This is a genomic window from Flavobacterium anhuiense, from assembly GCF_050990855.1.
GTDB lineage: Bacteria > Bacteroidota > Bacteroidia > Flavobacteriales > Flavobacteriaceae > Flavobacterium > Flavobacterium anhuiense_C.
In genome coordinates this window covers 2,063,800-2,079,609 of sequence record NZ_CP158861.1, presented here as the reverse complement: position 1 = coordinate 2,079,609, position 15,810 = coordinate 2,063,800, and the positions used below count along the sequence as shown (strand labels likewise).

The following is a 15,810-nucleotide window of genomic DNA, read 5'->3' as shown; positions in this document are numbered from 1 at the left end:
AAGAATGAATTTTCGTTTCAAAAACAATTAAAAAAGAGCAAAATGGCACAGGAAAGAGTGATGGAGAAATTGGCAATTTTAGCAGATGCAGCCAAATATGATGTTTCTTGCTCTTCGGGACAGAGCACTCGTAAAAACAAAAACAAAGGTTTAGGAGATACTGGAGGAGGAATTTGTCATGCCTTTACAGAAGACGGACGATGTGTTTCTCTTTTAAAAATCCTGCTTACCAACCATTGCATTTTTGACTGCGCTTATTGTGTGAGCCGAAAAAGCAACGATATTAAACGTGCCGCTTTTACTGTGCAAGAAGTGGTTGATTTAACGATTGGTTTTTATCGAAGAAATTACATTGAAGGATTGTTTCTGAGTTCGGGGATTTTTGATAATGCCGATTATACTATGGAACGTTTGGTCAGAATTGTCAAAAAACTGCGATTAGAAGAAAACTTTAATGGATACATTCATCTAAAAGCGATTCCGGGAGCTAGTGAAGAGCTTCTGAAAGAAGCGGGACTTTATGCTGACCGCTTGAGTGTAAATGTCGAAATGCCAACAGAACAAAGTCTTAAATTATTGGCGCCAGACAAAAATCATAAGGATGTTATTAAACCAATGCAATATCTTAAAAATGAAATCATTGGTTATCAAGAAGAGAAAAAATCCAATTTCAAAACACCTCTTTTTGCTCCCGCAGGACAAAGTACTCAAATGGTAATTGGCGCAACAAAAGAAAATGATTTGGAAATTCTCGGAATGGCCAATTATTTTTACGAGCAAATGAAAATGCGCCGTGTATATTATTCGGGTTATGTGCCAATAAGCCACGACAATAGACTTCCTGCCATTGGAACTCCCGTGCCAATGATTCGTGAAAACCGACTGTATCAAGCCGATTGGTTAATTCGCTATTACGGATTTAATGTCAATGAAATTGTTGGTTTTGATCAGCCCAATCTTGACTTAGATATTGATCCTAAATTAGGGTGGGCTTTGCGAAATCTGCATCAGTTTCCGGTAGATATTAATACCGCCGATTTAGAATTAATTCAGCGAATTCCGGGAATAGGATTTTTGGGTGCTAAAAAAATTGTAGCCACAAGAAATTACAAAAAATTACAGCCTGAAGATTTAAAAAAATTAGGAATTGCTTACAGCCGATCGAAGTATTTCTTGGCTTTCTCTTCTCCTTTTTATCTGCAGAAAGACCTCACTCCCATGCAAATAAAAAATCAGATTTTGGATTTGCAAAACAGTAAATACAAGAATAATTTTTCGAACCAGCTTTCTTTATTTTAATTCAAATGACACAAATAATTTATGATGGAAGTTATGAAGGCTGGCTAACCGCTGTTTTTGAAATCTACGAATATAAACTAAAGGATATTGTTTTTGCCAAAGAAGAGATTTCAAATTCGTTACTTTTCTCCCATACACATTCTGTAATAACAAATAACGAAAAAGCAAACCGAGTTGAAAATGGATTACGCCAACGACTTTCTTATCATGGTTTTAATAATCTTTATTTTGCTTTTTTATCTGAAGTAGAGAAGATAGAAGAAACTCTATTTCGATTTGTAAAATATGTTTTTGCAAGTCCAATTAACATTGAAGGAAATTTAAGCCGAAGCGAAGTTTTGAATGTAAAAAAAGCTGCGCATTTAACGGGAAAAGAAAGCCATAGAATGAAAGCTTTTGTTCGTTTTAAACTAACCAAAGACAAATTATATTATGCCATTGTCGAACCGGATTGCGATGTTTTACCGTTGATCGAACAGCATTTTAAAAACCGTTATGCAGATCAACGCTGGTTTATTTACGACTCCAAACGCAAATACGGAATTTACTACGATCTTGAAAATGTTTCAACTGTTGAAATGCAATTTGAATCGAATCCTTCGTCCAGCTTTTTAGCCGAAATCAATGATGAAAACGAGGAATTTTTCCAGAATTTATGGCGCAATTATTTCAGCAGTGTCAATATAGAATCGAGAAAAAACACCAAACTTCACATTAAACATATGCCAAAACGGTATTGGAAAAACCTGACGGAGAAAATTCCAAACCTCAATAAAAGATAAAATCTAATTTAATCTGCCGAAATCTTTTTAAATCTGCGTGAAATACTTTTTGCGCAATGATTTTTCACGCAGATTTAAAAAGATTAAAGCAGATCTGCGCAGATTATATTAAACTGTCGAGTAAAATTGAATCGAGATTATTATTTGCTTTTCTTAAGCGCATCAAGCAATTCTACCATATCTACTACCGCATAAGTTGAGCAATAATCTGATACGGCATAAGGTAGAATTAAACTGTTGTTATGAATAATCGCTCCACAAGAATAGACCACATTGGGCACATACCCTTCTCGTTCATCTTCTAAAGGAGAAAGCAGTGGCTCTGTAAGTCTTCCTATTTCTTTCGAAGGATCGTCGAGATCAAAAAGCGAAGCTCCAATACAATAGCGTCTCATGGTACCAACGCCATGTGTGATAACAAGCCAGCCTTCTTCGGTCCATAATGGAGAACCGCAATTTCCTATTTGAGTTAGTTCCCAAGTAAACTTAGGCTTTTGCAAAAGAATTGGCGTATTCCATTGCGTTACTCGATCAGAATACATAATGTAGTTATTAACACCATCAATTCTGGCCAGCATAGCATATTTGCCTTTTACTTTTCTAGGAAATAAGGCTAGATTTTTATTCTGTGCCCCTTCTCCATGAAGTGGCATCACTCTAAAACTATAAAAATCTTCGGTAGAAATTAACTTCGGTAAAATTGTATGCCCGTTATAAGCGGTATAAGTTGCCATAACTCTCACAGAACCGTTATCATCTGTAAAACGTACAAAACGTGCATCTTCTATTCCGCGGCTTTCAGAATCGGAAATCGGAAATATAACACGCTCTGTAATATCGGAATCATGTTTAAACTGCAAATCGTAAAAAGAATTGGCTAACCATAATATTTCTTCTAAGGCTACTTTTCTTTCTTCACGAATTAATGGGTCTTGTAACGCTTGAATCAGCATATTTTTAAGAACTGCAAATTCAAATTCTTCAGGAAGATCCTGCATAATTTGAGCAATATATTTGTCAGTCGTATGCATTTCATACAACTTGGTTAAAAATCGCTCTTTATTAAATAAAGTTTTATGTTCAATTTCTGCCTGATCAATATGGTTTCCGTTTTTCATGATATGCAGATTATTGTCGCGATCTAAAATTGCTCTTCTAAAAACAATCGACGAAATATGGCCTTCTCCTGTTGCGCGAAAAGAAATAATCACTCTCTTTTCTCCCACTTCCAACCCTGTCTGATCAAAATCTTCTACTATTGACGGATTAAAAATTGCCGCAGATTCTATCGCATATTCCATCGTACAATACGATCCGATAAGCATTTTTCGATCTAAAGACATCGCTTCATAATCGATCTGCATTTCTTCTATTATCGGTCGTATTTTTTCGCAGTGTCTAAAAAATACTGCTGATATATTTCTGTGTCGTCTCGCAAACTCACGAAGTGTTTGCTCTAAAGTCTGCAGGACCTGTTTTTCATCCAGCATCATTATCCGAAGTACCATTTGCTGGGTTCTTTCTTGCCCATTCATAAAATATCGGGCAACAACTCTTCTGGAATCTGGTAATAACTTTATATTTTTTCGAACAATAGATACTCGCATAACTGGAAATTTATAACTATAACATTTAAGGAATCTTGTATTACACAACAAGTTACTAATTTTTGTTAAAGAAAAAAACTTAATTTTTTATTAAAACTTCGAATTGGCCAGTATTTCAAGGATTTTTTGTGCTGTTTAGATTTAAACTTTTTTCCTAATTTCGTCTTTAAACTTCTAACGCAAAAACATGAAGAATAAAGTTAAATTTTTGAGAGAAGAAAAAAACATGACTCAAAATGAACTTGCTGAAAAATCGGGTCTTTCTTTGCGAACTATTCAGAGAATTGAGGCGGGAAATATTCTGAAAGGTTTTACCTTAAAAACTATTGCTGCGGCGCTAGAAACCACTTCAGAACACCTCATCGTTAAAAAAGAAACCATTCAAATAGAAAGAGCCAAACTCATTAATCTTTCTGTTTTGTCCGGACTTATTATTCCGTTTGGGAGCGTTATTTTTCCTTTACTCTTAACGTACAAAACGCAAGATGCTGCGAACAAAGAATTAGGAAAACAAATTGTAAGCATTCAAATTGTTTTAAGCCTTTTACTTTCCGTTTTAATGATTGCGAGTCCATTTCTTCAAAGTGCCTTTATTTTAAAATTCCCAATTTTTATTGTTCCATTAATTACAATTCTTAGCCTAAAACTCCTTATCGTTATTCTAAACGGAATTAGTTTAAACCAAAAACAAGAATTAGCTATAAAACTGAAAAACAAATTCTTATAATTAAAGTCATAAAAATGGCGTAAAACTGTCGTATGGTTTTTTCACAAAAATCGGAATCGAAACCCGAATCTTGCAGAAAAAATAAACCATGAAATTATTTAAGAAAATTGCCATCGTATTTTTAGTCAGCCTCGTTTTATTATTGTTAGGAGGATATTTTTATTTTCAGAAGAAATTTAGTCCGCCGGAGAACTATTTGAAGGTTTCTGGAATTGCCGAGAACATTCCAATACAATGGATTTCTAGCGACGAAAATTCGCATGCTGCTTTGCTTTTGCCAATAAAAATAAACGGAATCAATCAAACCCTTTTCATGCAATTTGATTCAGGTTCTTCTACTACTGTTTTCTATAAAAAATCTTTAGAATCAATTGCTGAAAAATTTCAAAATCAGCAGAAAATTGATGTTTCAAACAATACAATTTCTACAGCTTTTACATTAGGAAAAATGAAGATTATTTCAAACACTTTTGAAGTTTTGAATTATGGCCAAAAGGTCGATTTTGACAATCCAAAAGCAGAGAATATCATTGGCACAATTGGAACTGATTTATTAGAAAAACGAATTGCTGTTTTAGATTTTAAAAACAGTAAAGTTTCCTTTATAGAGAAAATTCAAGAAAATGACTTTACTCCTTTTGAATTCAAAAAACGTAAAATCTTAATTCCTTCCCTTCTTGAAAATCAAAATTTAAAATTGCTTTATGATTCTGGAGCTAGCGGTTACGAACTAATCACCACAAAAGAAATTTGGCAGCAATACAAAATTGAAAACAGCGCTGTAAAAACTGAAAAAGGAAATTCGTGGGGAAATACATTGAGCATTTACTCCGCCTCCGCGAAAAAGAAAATACAGTTTGCCCAATTGACTCTCGACCTTTCTGAAGTTACGCATATAGAAGGCACGTCTGATCTCCAGAAATTCTTGATGAAGCATTCTGGAATGCAGGGAATGATAGGCAATAAACTTTTCCTAAATCACAAATTGATTTTAGATTGCAAAAACGAAAAATTCAAGTTGGAATAAAAGTAATTTTCTACAATAGTAAACTGTTTTAAGAATTGATTTTTATGATGTTTTTGACGTTCTCGATAAAACTTTCAGTGTCTTTGATTTCTTTTTTAATAAGCTGATGATGTTCTGATAAATTATGCTGTTCTAGCATATCTTTTTTCAAATATTTAATCATCGATTCTAAACTTCTGGTGTCGTTTTGATTTTGTCTTTTTAATTCGCGCTGTTTGCTTTCCAAATATTTTAAAGTTTCCTGTAACTTCTGAACGTTTAATTTCCCCAAACTTATATTTTTAATAATTTATAAAAAAACAATAGCTAGAAATGCGGTAAGATTCAATATGCTCCAAAAACTACTATCATTTGAATTTACCTCATTCCCAGCCATTGGTATTGACACTTACGAGCAAATGATTTTTTTGGATTTAAGAAAAATCATATTTTTCCAATATTCCGTTTAAAACAAAAACAAAAACCTGTTATCCAGTATTTTAAATTCAAAATACTAAAAACAAAATATTTTTATTTTTTGAATCGTTCTCAATTGTTTAATAAAAACACAACTTTCAGAATCTCAAAATGTTACCAAAAATCAGCTAAAATTGTGAATATCTATTTGAAGTTTTAACTGTTTATTTTGCAGTATGATTTATCTTTGACATCCTTAAAAATTAAAAAGAGATGAGCGCAGTTTGGTACGAATGCAAAGTAAAATATAGAAAAACAGATGAAACCGGCGGACAAAAAGTTTTAACCGAACCTTATTTGGTTGATGCTTTGTCTTATACAGAAGCGGAGAAAAGAATGACCGAAGAAATGGCCGCGTATACTAGCGAAGAATTTAAAATCACTGCTATTAAAGTGGCAAATTATGCCGAAATTCATCCCTTTGAAAATGCAGACAGATGGTTTAAATCTAAAATCACGTTGATTGCTTATGATGAAGAAAGCGGAAAGGAAAGAAAAACGAGCATGTACATGCTGGTTCAGGCAAATGATGTTCGTGAAGCTTTTGACAACACGCTTCATATCATGAAAAATACTATGGGAGAATATTCTATTCCTGCTATTACAGAAACAGCAATTATGGATGTTTTTCCTTATTTCAGCGGTGAAGAAGGGGAAACAGAAATGCTGGAAAGATTCAATGCATTAAAAGCTTCTAAACCAGAAAAACCAGAGGCCGAAATGATCGACCACATGGAATTTGAAACTGCTGCAGAAGAATAATATTTTTAAATGCATCAAAAAACAAAAGGCTTCAGAACAATCTGAAGCTTTTTTGTTTTAAACCATTTAATAAAGCATTTTTGCCAATGGTGTTACTGCCGAAGCCGATTTAGGCAATAAAGCAGTTAACGCATCAAATTGTGTCGGGCTGACCGTTTTTTTCATTTTAGATATAAATGACTCTCTTGTAGTCGTCATTTTAGAGGTATAACCAGCTTTATCAGTAGCCATTGTAGGCAAAATATTCTTCTTTTTATTTAGCGTTTCATTTACCAATGTATTCACAGCCGGTTTTTGAGCATCGGTTAATTTCAGTTTTGGGGATAGCACACCCATAACTTGATTGGCAATACTAGCAACATCAAAAGCAGGCACTGCTGTTGTCGATGCTTTACTTGCCGCCTTGGTAACGTCTCCTATACTTTGTGCATTGGCAAGTGAAATTGTCCCTAAAAAGACAACTAAAATCAATAATTTCTTTTTCATGGTATTTTCTTTTAAAGTTATTTGCTTGATACTAAAGGTAATAAAAATGTTAATTCGATTCACATTCTAAAACTATAAACACTTAAATACCTGCACTTTAATCATTTTACTAAGAAACAATCCTGATAATTAAAAATCAAAATAAATTCTATCTTAGCTACAGAATATGCATTGATTTGAAACCACTTGCAACACAAAAGCCTAAAAAACCTAAAAAACCAAAAGCTACATGACCAAAAAGAACCTGATTCTATTCGGATTTATACTTCTGAAATTCATTCTTCAATATGTCTTAATTAGTCCCGAATACGATTTACAGCGTGACGAATATCTGCATCTGGATCAAGCACATCATTTGGCTTGGGGTTATTTATCGGTTCCGCCTGTTACATCTTGGTTTTCGTATATTATTCTGCAGCTTGGAAATTCAGTTTTCTGGGTAAAGTTCTTCCCTGCCCTATTTGGTGCTTTGACCCTTTTAATTGTCTGGAAAACTATTGAGCTTCTTAAAGGCAATCTTTATGCTTTAATTTTGGGTTCTATATGCGTTTTGCTTTCGTGTTTGTTGCGTTTAAACATGCTTTATCAGCCCAACTCTTTTGACATTTTATGCTGGACGGCGCTTTATTATGCTTTAATACAATATTTGACTTCAGAAAACACCAAATGGTTTTACTATGGCGCAATAATTTTTGCCTTCGGTTTCTTGAATAAATACAACATCATTTTTTTGCTTCTCGGATTAATTCCTGCGGTTTTACTTTCGAAACAGCGAAAAATATTAGCCCGAAAAGAGTTTTATTTTGCCTTGATTCTCGGATTCCTTATTATTTTACCCAATCTTTATTGGCAATACAGCAATCATTTTCCTATTGTGCATCACATGAAAGAATTGACCAAAACACAATTGGTGAATGTCAATCTAGGCGATTTTCTAAAAGAACAGATTCTATTTTTCATTGGTGGCTTATTTGTGATTCTAGCCGGACTTTATGCCGTTTTATTTTATCAGCCTTTCAAAAAATACCAGCTGTTTTTTGCTTCGTTTGTTTTCACACTTTTGATATTTATTTATTTCAAAGCAAAAGCGTATTATGCGATTGGTTTATATCCTATTTATCTGGCTTTTGGAGCTGTTTATATTTCAGACATTGTAAACAATGGATGGAAACGTTATCTAAAACCTGTTTTTATTTTGATTCCGATATTGCTTTTTATTCCGATTTACAAAGTTGCTTTTCCAAATAAAAGTCCTGAATATATGGTCGCACATTCTGAATCATATAAAAAACTTGGAATGCTTCGCTGGGAAGACGGAAAAGAGCATCATCTGCCACAGGATTTTGCCGACATGTTGGGATGGAAAGAATTGGCTAGAAAAACAGACTCGCTTTATGCCTTAATTCCAAATCAAAAAGAAACTATTGTGATTTGCGATAATTACGGACAAGCTGGAGCGATTAACTATTATTCTAAAAAAGGAATCAAAGCCGTTTCTTTTAATGCCGATTATCTCAATTGGTTTGACCTCAGCATTACATATAAAAACCTGATTCGTGTTAAGGATTTTGAAGAAAACGACAAAGAAATGAAAGAAACGAGTCCGTATTTTGAAACGGCGGTTATGGGTGGTCAAGTCACCAATCAATATGCTAGAGGATATGGCGCTACAATTTTTGTTTTTAGGAATGCCAAAATCGATATCAATAAGAGGTTAGAACAAGAAATCAACGAAGAAAAAAACGAAATCATAAATGATTAATTTCAAAGACTTATCTTATTTACAAACGGGAAATTTGAAACAGCAAGCCGCATTTGCTGTTTTAACCCAACATAAAGTTTTAGAAAATCTTGCCGAATTTGATCCTATTTTAGTTGGCACGATTCCTATAAATATTGATGTTGAAAATAGCGATTTGGATGTTGTCTGCTACTGGAAAAACAAAGCTGATTTTATTGCGAAAGTAAAACAGCTTTTCGGAAAAGAAAATCGTTTTTCGATTCGAGAAGATCTGATAAATAACCAAGAATCTGTTATTGCAAATTTCTTCATAGACACTTTTGAAATCGAAATCTTCGGACAAAATACGCCAACCGAACTTCAAAACGGCTACAGACATATGCTAATTGAACACCAAATTCTATGCTCAAAAGACGAAAACTTCCGTTTAGAGATCATAAAACTAAAAGAAAATGGCATAAAAACCGAACCTGCATTTGGCTTGCTATTAGGCTTAAAAGGAAACGTTTACGAAGAATTATTAGATTATAAATTGTAAAAATGAACGTTCTTTTTTTAAATTAAAAAAAATAAAATCCCAAAATAACTTGCATAACCGTATTTAGTGTGTATCTTTGCACCCGAAACATCGCGGGATAGAGCAGTAGGCAGCTCGTCGGGCTCATAACCCGAAGGTCACAGGTTCGAGTCCTGTTCCCGCTACTAATTGGGACAAAGAAGAAAACTTCTTCTTTGTCCCTTTTTTATTTAGCCCTATAAGCCTGTTAATACTGTAGATGAGATGCACTACTTCGTTTACTCTAGCGGTTCGAAACCCGTTTTCTGAGATCGTAAAATTCTCAGGAAAAATCGAACCTAATAAATCTCTCGATTCAATCCAGTTGCCGTTTTCATAATATTCGTTAAGCTTCATCAGGTTGTCTACTCCCGCTTTTAAAAGTTCTTGAATATCTTTATTCTCATCGTCGATACCAGATAATTTTAATTCAAGTCTTCTTACCATTTCTCCGTAATCTGACTTCATATCTCGGTAGTCCGAGGCATCTATCTGTTTTGTTGCAAGAAGATCTCGTGCATTTGAAATTCTTGTCTCATAATCTTTGATCTGGCTTATGATTTTATTTTTTTCCTCCAACACATCCTTAATCTGTTCTTTATAACAGTCGCCTATAACATTGGCATAGATATTTTTGATTTCAGGAATCGGTATATACTTTTTCAGATTTTGTATAAATATCTCATTGGCTGTTTCCGAATTAATCCTGTATCTGCAACCTCCACTGCAATGGTAATACGGATAATATTTATGTCGTCCTTTAGATATGCTTCCAGTCAAGATTTTCCCGCAGTCGGGACAGATAAAAAAACCTCTCAGCGGAAAAGGCTTGGCTGAAAGAGCTTTTGGAAGATACTTGCGGGATCTCCCGTCAAGCACATCCTGAACTTTATAGAAAAGTATTTCCGAAATTAAAGCTTCGTGCTGTCCTCGCACTAAAGTGCGTTCCTCATCCTTATATTTAGGAACTTCTATCTTTCCACAGTAAAGAGGATTGCGGATCGCTCTCCAAAAATGGTTCTTGCCTGCTTTAAGCCCCTTTTCTTTTGCCATGTGAAGCACCTGTTCCGTATTGAAAATTCCTTTGGAAAGTTCTTCAAAAGCCCATTTTAAAATAGAGGCTTCTGGCTGATCGAATGCAATATATTTTGTGCCATCTTCTTTTACTCGGTTAACATAACCAATGGGAGCAATTCCCATGTATCTTCCCTCTTTTCTAGCTCTTCTCATTCCGTGAAAGGTATTCAGGGCTCTACGGTCATTCTCCACCTCGGGAGCAGCCAGATAAAAAGCCAGCATCATTTTGTTCTCAGGTATTGATAGATCCAAAGGCTGTTCTATTGCCTGAGGCTCAACTCCCAATTTTCTGAGGATACTGATCATTTGGTATGCATCTCCTGCATTTCTGCTGAACCTGTCCCATTTGGTAAACAGGAGAAGATCGGTTTTATTCTTATGCTTCTTTAAATCCGCAAGCAGTTTCTTCCACTGCGGACGGTTGAATGTCTTTGCCGAATGGTCTTCATAAATAACGTGTCTTATTTCAACTGCATTTATTCCGCAGTACTTGCGAAGCATTTCTTCCTGATTTCTCTGTGAGTAGCCCCTGTCAGCCTGCTCATCGGTACTCACTCTCACGTATAGGTCTGCTATTTTTCTCATCTTTTTTCTTTAAATAGTTTGAAACTGCCATGTTTGCCAGTTTTCTTAAAAATTCTAAAATCATTTCCGCCTGTTCCAGCGTCACTTCCACTCCTTCATCTTTCAGCATTTTTCTGGTCTTTTCTGCCGTCATTTTTCCTCTTTCTTCTCTTCCATCCTTCTCCATTTGAAATTCCTCTTCATTAAAAAAAGACCGAGTCTCGGTCTTTTTTGTTCCACAATCATTCATCGCTATAAAGTTAAAACACTTTTTTCATTTTATCCTATGCAAAATTTGGGCAGGATAATACAAATATAAAATCTAATCAACTGAGAATCATAAGTAAAATTTACCTATCATCACTCAATCCAATTTTTGATTCTAACAAAGATAAAATGCTTTTCTCTCAATGTCATGGACATAATATGTTCATGAAAACGGTACTTAAACCATTGATATGCCCAGTATTCATTTATCTTCTTTTTTTTCATTGAGCATTCTGTATATTTCATCCAGAACTTCTATTTCTGCACTTGGAATCAGCTGAAGTGCAAGTTCCAGAACTGAACCTATGTAAATATCCCTGTTATCCAGTTCATCCGAATAAACAATGTTCAGGCACATTCTAATCAGATTCACTCCAAGACAAGTCATATCTGCATAACCATAAAATCTTATCTCTCGTATTGATACCCCATCTTTTTCCTCAGCAGGTTTCAGAAGCTTAAAATGATAGGATGCAAAATCTTTAAATTCTTCCAGTGTTTTTATTTTGTCAGTCTCCATAATTTTCAAATATTAAATCTTAATCTTGACATTCTGTTTCTTCTTTATTTTCTGAAAACAGATCCGTAATCTCATTTAAAAATTCAAGTTCGTCAACTGGAAATAACTGCAATGCAATACCCAGTATAAGTCCAACATCAATGTATTGGTTTTGAATCGTAGGCGGAACTTCTGCGCTGTCGTAATCTAAAGCGATAATGCAGAGCTTCATTAGGTTTCTAACAACTGAACCAAGTTCGCAATAGCCATAAACCCTGATCTCTGCATTATACATCCCTCTTTTATCCTCTGCTTTTTTCAGGGTATTAAGCAGTTTTCCGCTTAACCTCCTGATGTCTTCCAGTTTTTTGATTTCATCGGTTTCCATAACTTCGGCTTTTATGCTGATAAAGCTTCTTCCAGATGAATTCTCTCAAGCCTCTCCAGTTCTTTCTGAATCAGAACTTCTGCCTCTTTCATAAAATCACGGCATCTGTCTTCCATCAGCCCATAGTACAGATAATCAAAACTATTCCTTCTGCTGAATCGAAGCGTGTTTGGGTTCTTTTTCAGAAGCTTGAACATATTTTTTTCATCCCTGCTGTTTCTCGGAAAGTATTCGGAAGTCAAGCTCGTGAAGTATTCGCAAAGCTCAAATAAGTAGCCAAGAGAAAAATGATTAGGCGTATATCCCAGAAATACCCTTATAAGGGAAAGGCAGGTCTGTTCAACTATCTGATGAAGGGAGCACATTCTGACTTCATATGAAAAATACTGGTCGTTATTATAGATAAGATCCCAGATCGATTCAGTAACATTTTTTCTATCTCCTGCGTAAGCTGAAGTGCTTTTCACATATCTCTTTTCTGGATTCTTAGCCCAGATTATAGGCGATCTATATGCGTCTATATGGATTCTCTGCGCATTCTTAAAAATATTCCAGAAGAAATACTGCTGGTCTCCATATAGTTTTATAATATTTCTCACTCTATGAAGCAGAATAGTTACGGATATTTTACCTCTTGATCTGCTCTTTATTTTATCGGTGATGTCATTGCCGATATTATCTTCGAACTCTTCTGCTATGACCAGCAGATAAAGATGGACATGCTTTTCTTTCTGGTTGGGCTTCTGGAAAGGCTCATTAAAAGTATAACTGCTTTTCTTCTCTGCAAAACAGTAAATGCCTATCGGATCGATGTTCTGTGAAATAACTCGATAAATTAAATCGGATGCGGTGTTTTGAATTGCTTTCATAATTTTACTCATTTTAGTTAATACTTGTCTGAAAAATTGTATTTTTGCTAAACACACTGGCAAGTAAGCAATTACCCGTATGGTACGCTATCAAATTGTTCCGTACCGTACATAAGAAAATATGTATCATACATAAATCTGGCTTTTTTATTCTTAATTATTACCTTTGAGCTATGAGCACACTAACAAAACCAAATCACATGGGGCGCAAGATCAGCCGTATCCGTGAACTGAAAGACATGAAGCAGGAAGCGCTGGCGCAGGCTATGGGAACAAACCAGCAGGCTGTTTCTATTTTGGAAAACAGCGAAACCATTGATGATGAAAAATTAAAAGAAGTAGCAAAAGCTTTAGATGTAAGTGTGGAAGCAATTAAGAATTTTTCTGATGAAGGTGTAATTAATTATTTCAACACTTTTAATGAAGCTGTTGCAAATAATAATTTTGGGCGACAAGATACTATTAACTTTAATCCGCTAGATAAGGTTGTTGAGCTTTATGAACGTTTGGTTCAAGCAGAAAAAGACAAAGTAGAATATTTGGAAAAATTACTAAAAGACAAATAAGTTTTTTTTAAAGATATATTAATTCAAAAAAATAAAGAGACTCGTTAGTCTCTTTATTTTTTGTTTTCACAATTTTATCTATATCAAATTCTATTGTAGTTTTATTTTTGACGGGTAAAATAATTGGATAAAGAATTAAGTAACCTTTTTAGGAATTCATGTCTTTGCATTATAATATCCATTGAAAATTATTCTATGCTATATAAGACTGTTTATGTCCAGATTTCTTTAAAAATCACTTTTCCAAAAAAATAATCCCCTTTAAAATTATCCATAATCATTTGTATCTGAGTCCCTTCTTTCATCATAAGATCTTCCAAATTTGGGGGAGATAAAATGGAAACAAGTTTTAAATATTCATTAATTACACTTTTATAATCTATTTTTAGTTTAAATAAATCCTGATCACTTGAATTAACTTCTTCTATATTAAAATCCAAATTCTCAAATTCTTTCCTATAACCAGATAAAGATTCTGAAATGGGGTCATTAATTATTAACCCCTCAAGTAAAGGTATCTCAATGTTAACTGCTTTTATTCCCAATTCAAGATTAATTTTTGCAATTGTCTTGTGTTTAAATATCCTTTTTGCGATTTTATGATCTACACCAATATCAATTTTATGATTGTTCATAAAACATTCAATACCAGTCTCAGTAAAGCTATATATTTTCTGGTAATTTGTATTTATAAAGTTAGACCACATAAACGACTCATTAATATATTCTTCAATAGTATTTTTTTCCTCTTGTGTGGTACTAAGTTTTATAGAATTTTTGTCTCTCATTAAACCTGAATCATCAAAAAACATCAGATCAATAGCCTTTACTTTTAAAAATGAAACAGTATAATAATGAACCTGAGCTAACTTTTTAATAAAGTTTTCATCTACTTTAATAGATGTCTGGACAACAATCCCATAAGCTTGTGCTTTCAAAATTGCAGGTTTAGTAAATGTATTTGTTGTTGTCGCTATGGTAATATCTATACCTAAATCATTTTTTTTTGTGGCAAGTTGCTCAATCCACGTGACATCCTGCACTGTGTTTGGTCGATCCCTACATTCAATGGAAATCTTTCTTTCAATATTTTTTTCATCCTTAAAGCTAATTAATATATCAACCTCCCTTTTGATTCCTGTAATTTTATCTATTAAGAAGCTTGGAGACTCAACTTTATATATTGATGGATCAAGCATTCTGTAATACTTTTCATATTCAATCTCAAATTCTCGTCCTTTTCTACTCATCTATTAATCTTTTGAATGTTTATTACTTTATACTAAATGCATTATTGGATTTGACTAAATATTTTTTTCGCGATTACCTTTCCATCATCAAATTCATTATTAAAGTGAATTTCTTTCTGATTTAAAGGCCATTTTCCAGTTTTTGTTCTTATAATAAAGACCAGTTCTGACTCAATATTTTCAATTTGTTCCTTGTTTAATGTTTCTAAGCACCAAACATATAATTGTACTCTTTCATTTGTTTTCCACTTATAGCCATGATAACCATTTTTCCCATTAGCATTTAGACCATATCTAAATCTAGAGGTTAAAGATTGTGATGTTACGCCAATATAAAGAAATAAATCGCCTTCTTTAATTACATAAATTTTTGGAATATTCTTTTTTGTCAATCTTTTATGAAATGATTTCATATTTGATCCATTTGAATCATCAACTAATGAAGATATTTTGTTTTCAGATAATATTAAAGTTAGTTTATCAAAATCGTTATATTCTTCCATAAATTCCTGTAATGTTCGATTATAAAAATAAACTAAAATTCTAATAAAGTTCTTTAAAAGAAAAAAAAAGTAAAGCAAGGTATTGGACATAGCCATAGAAGTGCGCATAACATTTTTCTTCGTTCCTCAAAAAATGCCCTTCGGGACTTATAGCACTTCAACTGTCTGACTGTCCAATGGAAGACTGCTTTCTTTTTTTCCTTTTTCTTTTTTTAAGCATTTATCCATTGTCACATTCTACAGCCATCATGCACATATTTTGCGCATGATCGATTCAAATATTTTATTTAAATTAGAAGCCTGCTTTTAAAAATCTCCAAAGATTGCCACGTTCCTGCAATCAGCAAGATGTACGGTTGTCTGACAACCGCCTATCTTGCCACC

General features: G+C 33.7%; 18 protein-coding genes and 1 tRNA gene. 9 read left to right on the top strand and 10 right to left on the bottom strand.

Annotated features, from left to right (window positions below; all coding sequences use genetic code 11):
• Positions 1 to 42: 42 nt before the first annotated feature.
• Both ABTV69_RS09375 and ABTV69_RS09370 read left to right on the top strand, forming a co-directional pair.
• Positions 43 to 1,299: a putative DNA modification/repair radical SAM protein gene (locus ABTV69_RS09375; protein ID WP_433835721.1), complete on the top strand. Its 1,257-nt coding sequence runs from the start codon at positions 43 to 45 to the stop codon at positions 1,297 to 1,299.
• A 5-nt stretch (positions 1,300 to 1,304) separates the two neighbouring features.
• Complete coding sequence (locus ABTV69_RS09370) at positions 1,305 to 2,081, top strand: TIGR03915 family putative DNA repair protein (protein WP_433835719.1); 777 nt, start codon at positions 1,305 to 1,307, stop codon at positions 2,079 to 2,081.
• A gap of 140 nt (positions 2,082 to 2,221) precedes the next feature.
• Here ABTV69_RS09370 and ABTV69_RS09365 read toward each other — a convergent pair whose 3' ends face one another.
• Entirely contained in the window at positions 2,222 to 3,688 is a 1,467-nt protein-coding gene (locus tag ABTV69_RS09365) for a glycoside hydrolase family 130 protein (protein WP_433835717.1), read from the bottom strand.
• Between the two features lie 187 nt (positions 3,689 to 3,875).
• Between ABTV69_RS09365 and ABTV69_RS09360 the strand changes: the two genes are divergently transcribed.
• Positions 3,876 to 4,415: a helix-turn-helix domain-containing protein gene (locus tag ABTV69_RS09360; protein WP_433835715.1), complete on the top strand. Its 540-nt coding sequence runs from the start codon at positions 3,876 to 3,878 to the stop codon at positions 4,413 to 4,415.
• A gap of 88 nt (positions 4,416 to 4,503) precedes the next feature.
• A complete protein-coding gene (locus tag ABTV69_RS09355) occupies positions 4,504 to 5,442 on the top strand; it encodes a hypothetical protein (protein ID WP_433835713.1) in 939 nt (312 codons plus the stop codon).
• A 28-nt stretch (positions 5,443 to 5,470) separates the two neighbouring features.
• Here ABTV69_RS09355 and ABTV69_RS09350 read toward each other — a convergent pair whose 3' ends face one another.
• Complete coding sequence (locus ABTV69_RS09350; protein WP_433835711.1) at positions 5,471 to 5,713, bottom strand: hypothetical protein; 243 nt, start codon at positions 5,711 to 5,713, stop codon at positions 5,471 to 5,473.
• Between the two features lie 398 nt (positions 5,714 to 6,111).
• Between ABTV69_RS09350 and ABTV69_RS09345 the strand changes: the two genes are divergently transcribed.
• The gene (locus ABTV69_RS09345) at positions 6,112 to 6,660 is read left to right on the top strand and encodes a DUF4494 domain-containing protein (protein WP_433835709.1); all 549 of its coding nucleotides are present in this window, start codon (positions 6,112 to 6,114) and stop codon (positions 6,658 to 6,660) included.
• 66 nt (positions 6,661 to 6,726) lie between these two features.
• On the opposite strand, the gene ABTV69_RS09340 is transcribed toward ABTV69_RS09345, so the two are convergent.
• Positions 6,727 to 7,146 carry a hypothetical protein gene (locus tag ABTV69_RS09340; RefSeq protein WP_433835707.1) on the bottom strand — a complete coding sequence of 140 codons (420 nt, stop codon included), beginning with the start codon at positions 7,144 to 7,146 and terminating at the stop codon, positions 6,727 to 6,729.
• A 229-nt stretch (positions 7,147 to 7,375) separates the two neighbouring features.
• Here ABTV69_RS09340 and ABTV69_RS09335 point away from each other — a divergent pair, with 229 nt between their 5' ends.
• The 3 genes from ABTV69_RS09335 to ABTV69_RS09325 all read left to right on the top strand — a co-directional run bounded on the left by ABTV69_RS09335 (position 7,376) and on the right by ABTV69_RS09325 (position 9,589).
• Positions 7,376 to 8,908 carry an ArnT family glycosyltransferase gene (locus tag ABTV69_RS09335; protein ID WP_433835705.1) on the top strand — a complete coding sequence of 511 codons (1,533 nt, stop codon included), beginning with the start codon at positions 7,376 to 7,378 and terminating at the stop codon, positions 8,906 to 8,908.
• Positions 8,901 to 9,425: a DUF4269 domain-containing protein gene (locus tag ABTV69_RS09330; protein ID WP_433835703.1), complete on the top strand. Its 525-nt coding sequence runs from the start codon at positions 8,901 to 8,903 to the stop codon at positions 9,423 to 9,425. Before ABTV69_RS09335 ends, ABTV69_RS09330 begins: the two co-directional genes overlap by 8 nt.
• 91 nt (positions 9,426 to 9,516) lie before the next feature.
• Positions 9,517 to 9,589, top strand: a tRNA-Met gene (locus ABTV69_RS09325).
• On the opposite strand, the gene ABTV69_RS09320 is transcribed toward ABTV69_RS09325, so the two are convergent.
• The 5 genes from ABTV69_RS09320 to ABTV69_RS09300 form a co-directional block, all read right to left on the bottom strand.
• A complete protein-coding gene (locus ABTV69_RS09320; RefSeq protein ID WP_433836687.1) occupies positions 9,549 to 11,105 on the bottom strand; it encodes a recombinase family protein in 1,557 nt (518 codons plus the stop codon). The genes ABTV69_RS09325 and ABTV69_RS09320 overlap by 41 nt on opposite strands.
• Positions 11,062 to 11,334, bottom strand: a complete 273-nt coding sequence (locus ABTV69_RS09315; protein WP_433835701.1) for a hypothetical protein — start codon at positions 11,332 to 11,334, stop codon at positions 11,062 to 11,064. The genes ABTV69_RS09320 and ABTV69_RS09315 overlap by 44 nt, the downstream gene beginning before the upstream one ends.
• A gap of 219 nt (positions 11,335 to 11,553) precedes the next feature.
• The gene (locus ABTV69_RS09310) at positions 11,554 to 11,871 is read right to left on the bottom strand and encodes a hypothetical protein (protein WP_433835699.1); all 318 of its coding nucleotides are present in this window, start codon (positions 11,869 to 11,871) and stop codon (positions 11,554 to 11,556) included.
• A 19-nt stretch (positions 11,872 to 11,890) separates the two neighbouring features.
• Entirely contained in the window at positions 11,891 to 12,238 is a 348-nt protein-coding gene (locus ABTV69_RS09305) for a hypothetical protein (RefSeq protein WP_433835697.1), read from the bottom strand.
• Positions 12,239 to 12,249: 11 nt separating this feature from the next.
• Positions 12,250 to 13,107, bottom strand: coding sequence for a hypothetical protein (locus ABTV69_RS09300; protein ID WP_433835695.1), 858 nt, complete (start codon positions 13,105 to 13,107; stop codon positions 12,250 to 12,252).
• 173 nt (positions 13,108 to 13,280) lie between these two features.
• Here ABTV69_RS09300 and ABTV69_RS09295 point away from each other — a divergent pair, with 173 nt between their 5' ends.
• A complete protein-coding gene (locus tag ABTV69_RS09295) occupies positions 13,281 to 13,673 on the top strand; it encodes a helix-turn-helix domain-containing protein (protein ID WP_433835693.1) in 393 nt (130 codons plus the stop codon).
• Positions 13,674 to 13,885: 212 nt separating this feature from the next.
• Here the strand turns inward: ABTV69_RS09295 and ABTV69_RS09290 are convergent, their stop codons facing one another.
• Together ABTV69_RS09290 and ABTV69_RS09285 are read right to left on the bottom strand one after the other, a co-directional pair.
• Positions 13,886 to 14,923 (bottom strand): hypothetical protein, encoded by a 1,038-nt coding sequence (locus ABTV69_RS09290; protein ID WP_433835691.1) that lies wholly within the window; start codon positions 14,921 to 14,923, stop codon positions 13,886 to 13,888.
• A gap of 41 nt (positions 14,924 to 14,964) precedes the next feature.
• Complete coding sequence (locus tag ABTV69_RS09285) at positions 14,965 to 15,426, bottom strand: hypothetical protein (RefSeq protein WP_433835689.1); 462 nt, start codon at positions 15,424 to 15,426, stop codon at positions 14,965 to 14,967.
• Positions 15,427 to 15,810 lie beyond the last annotated feature (384 nt).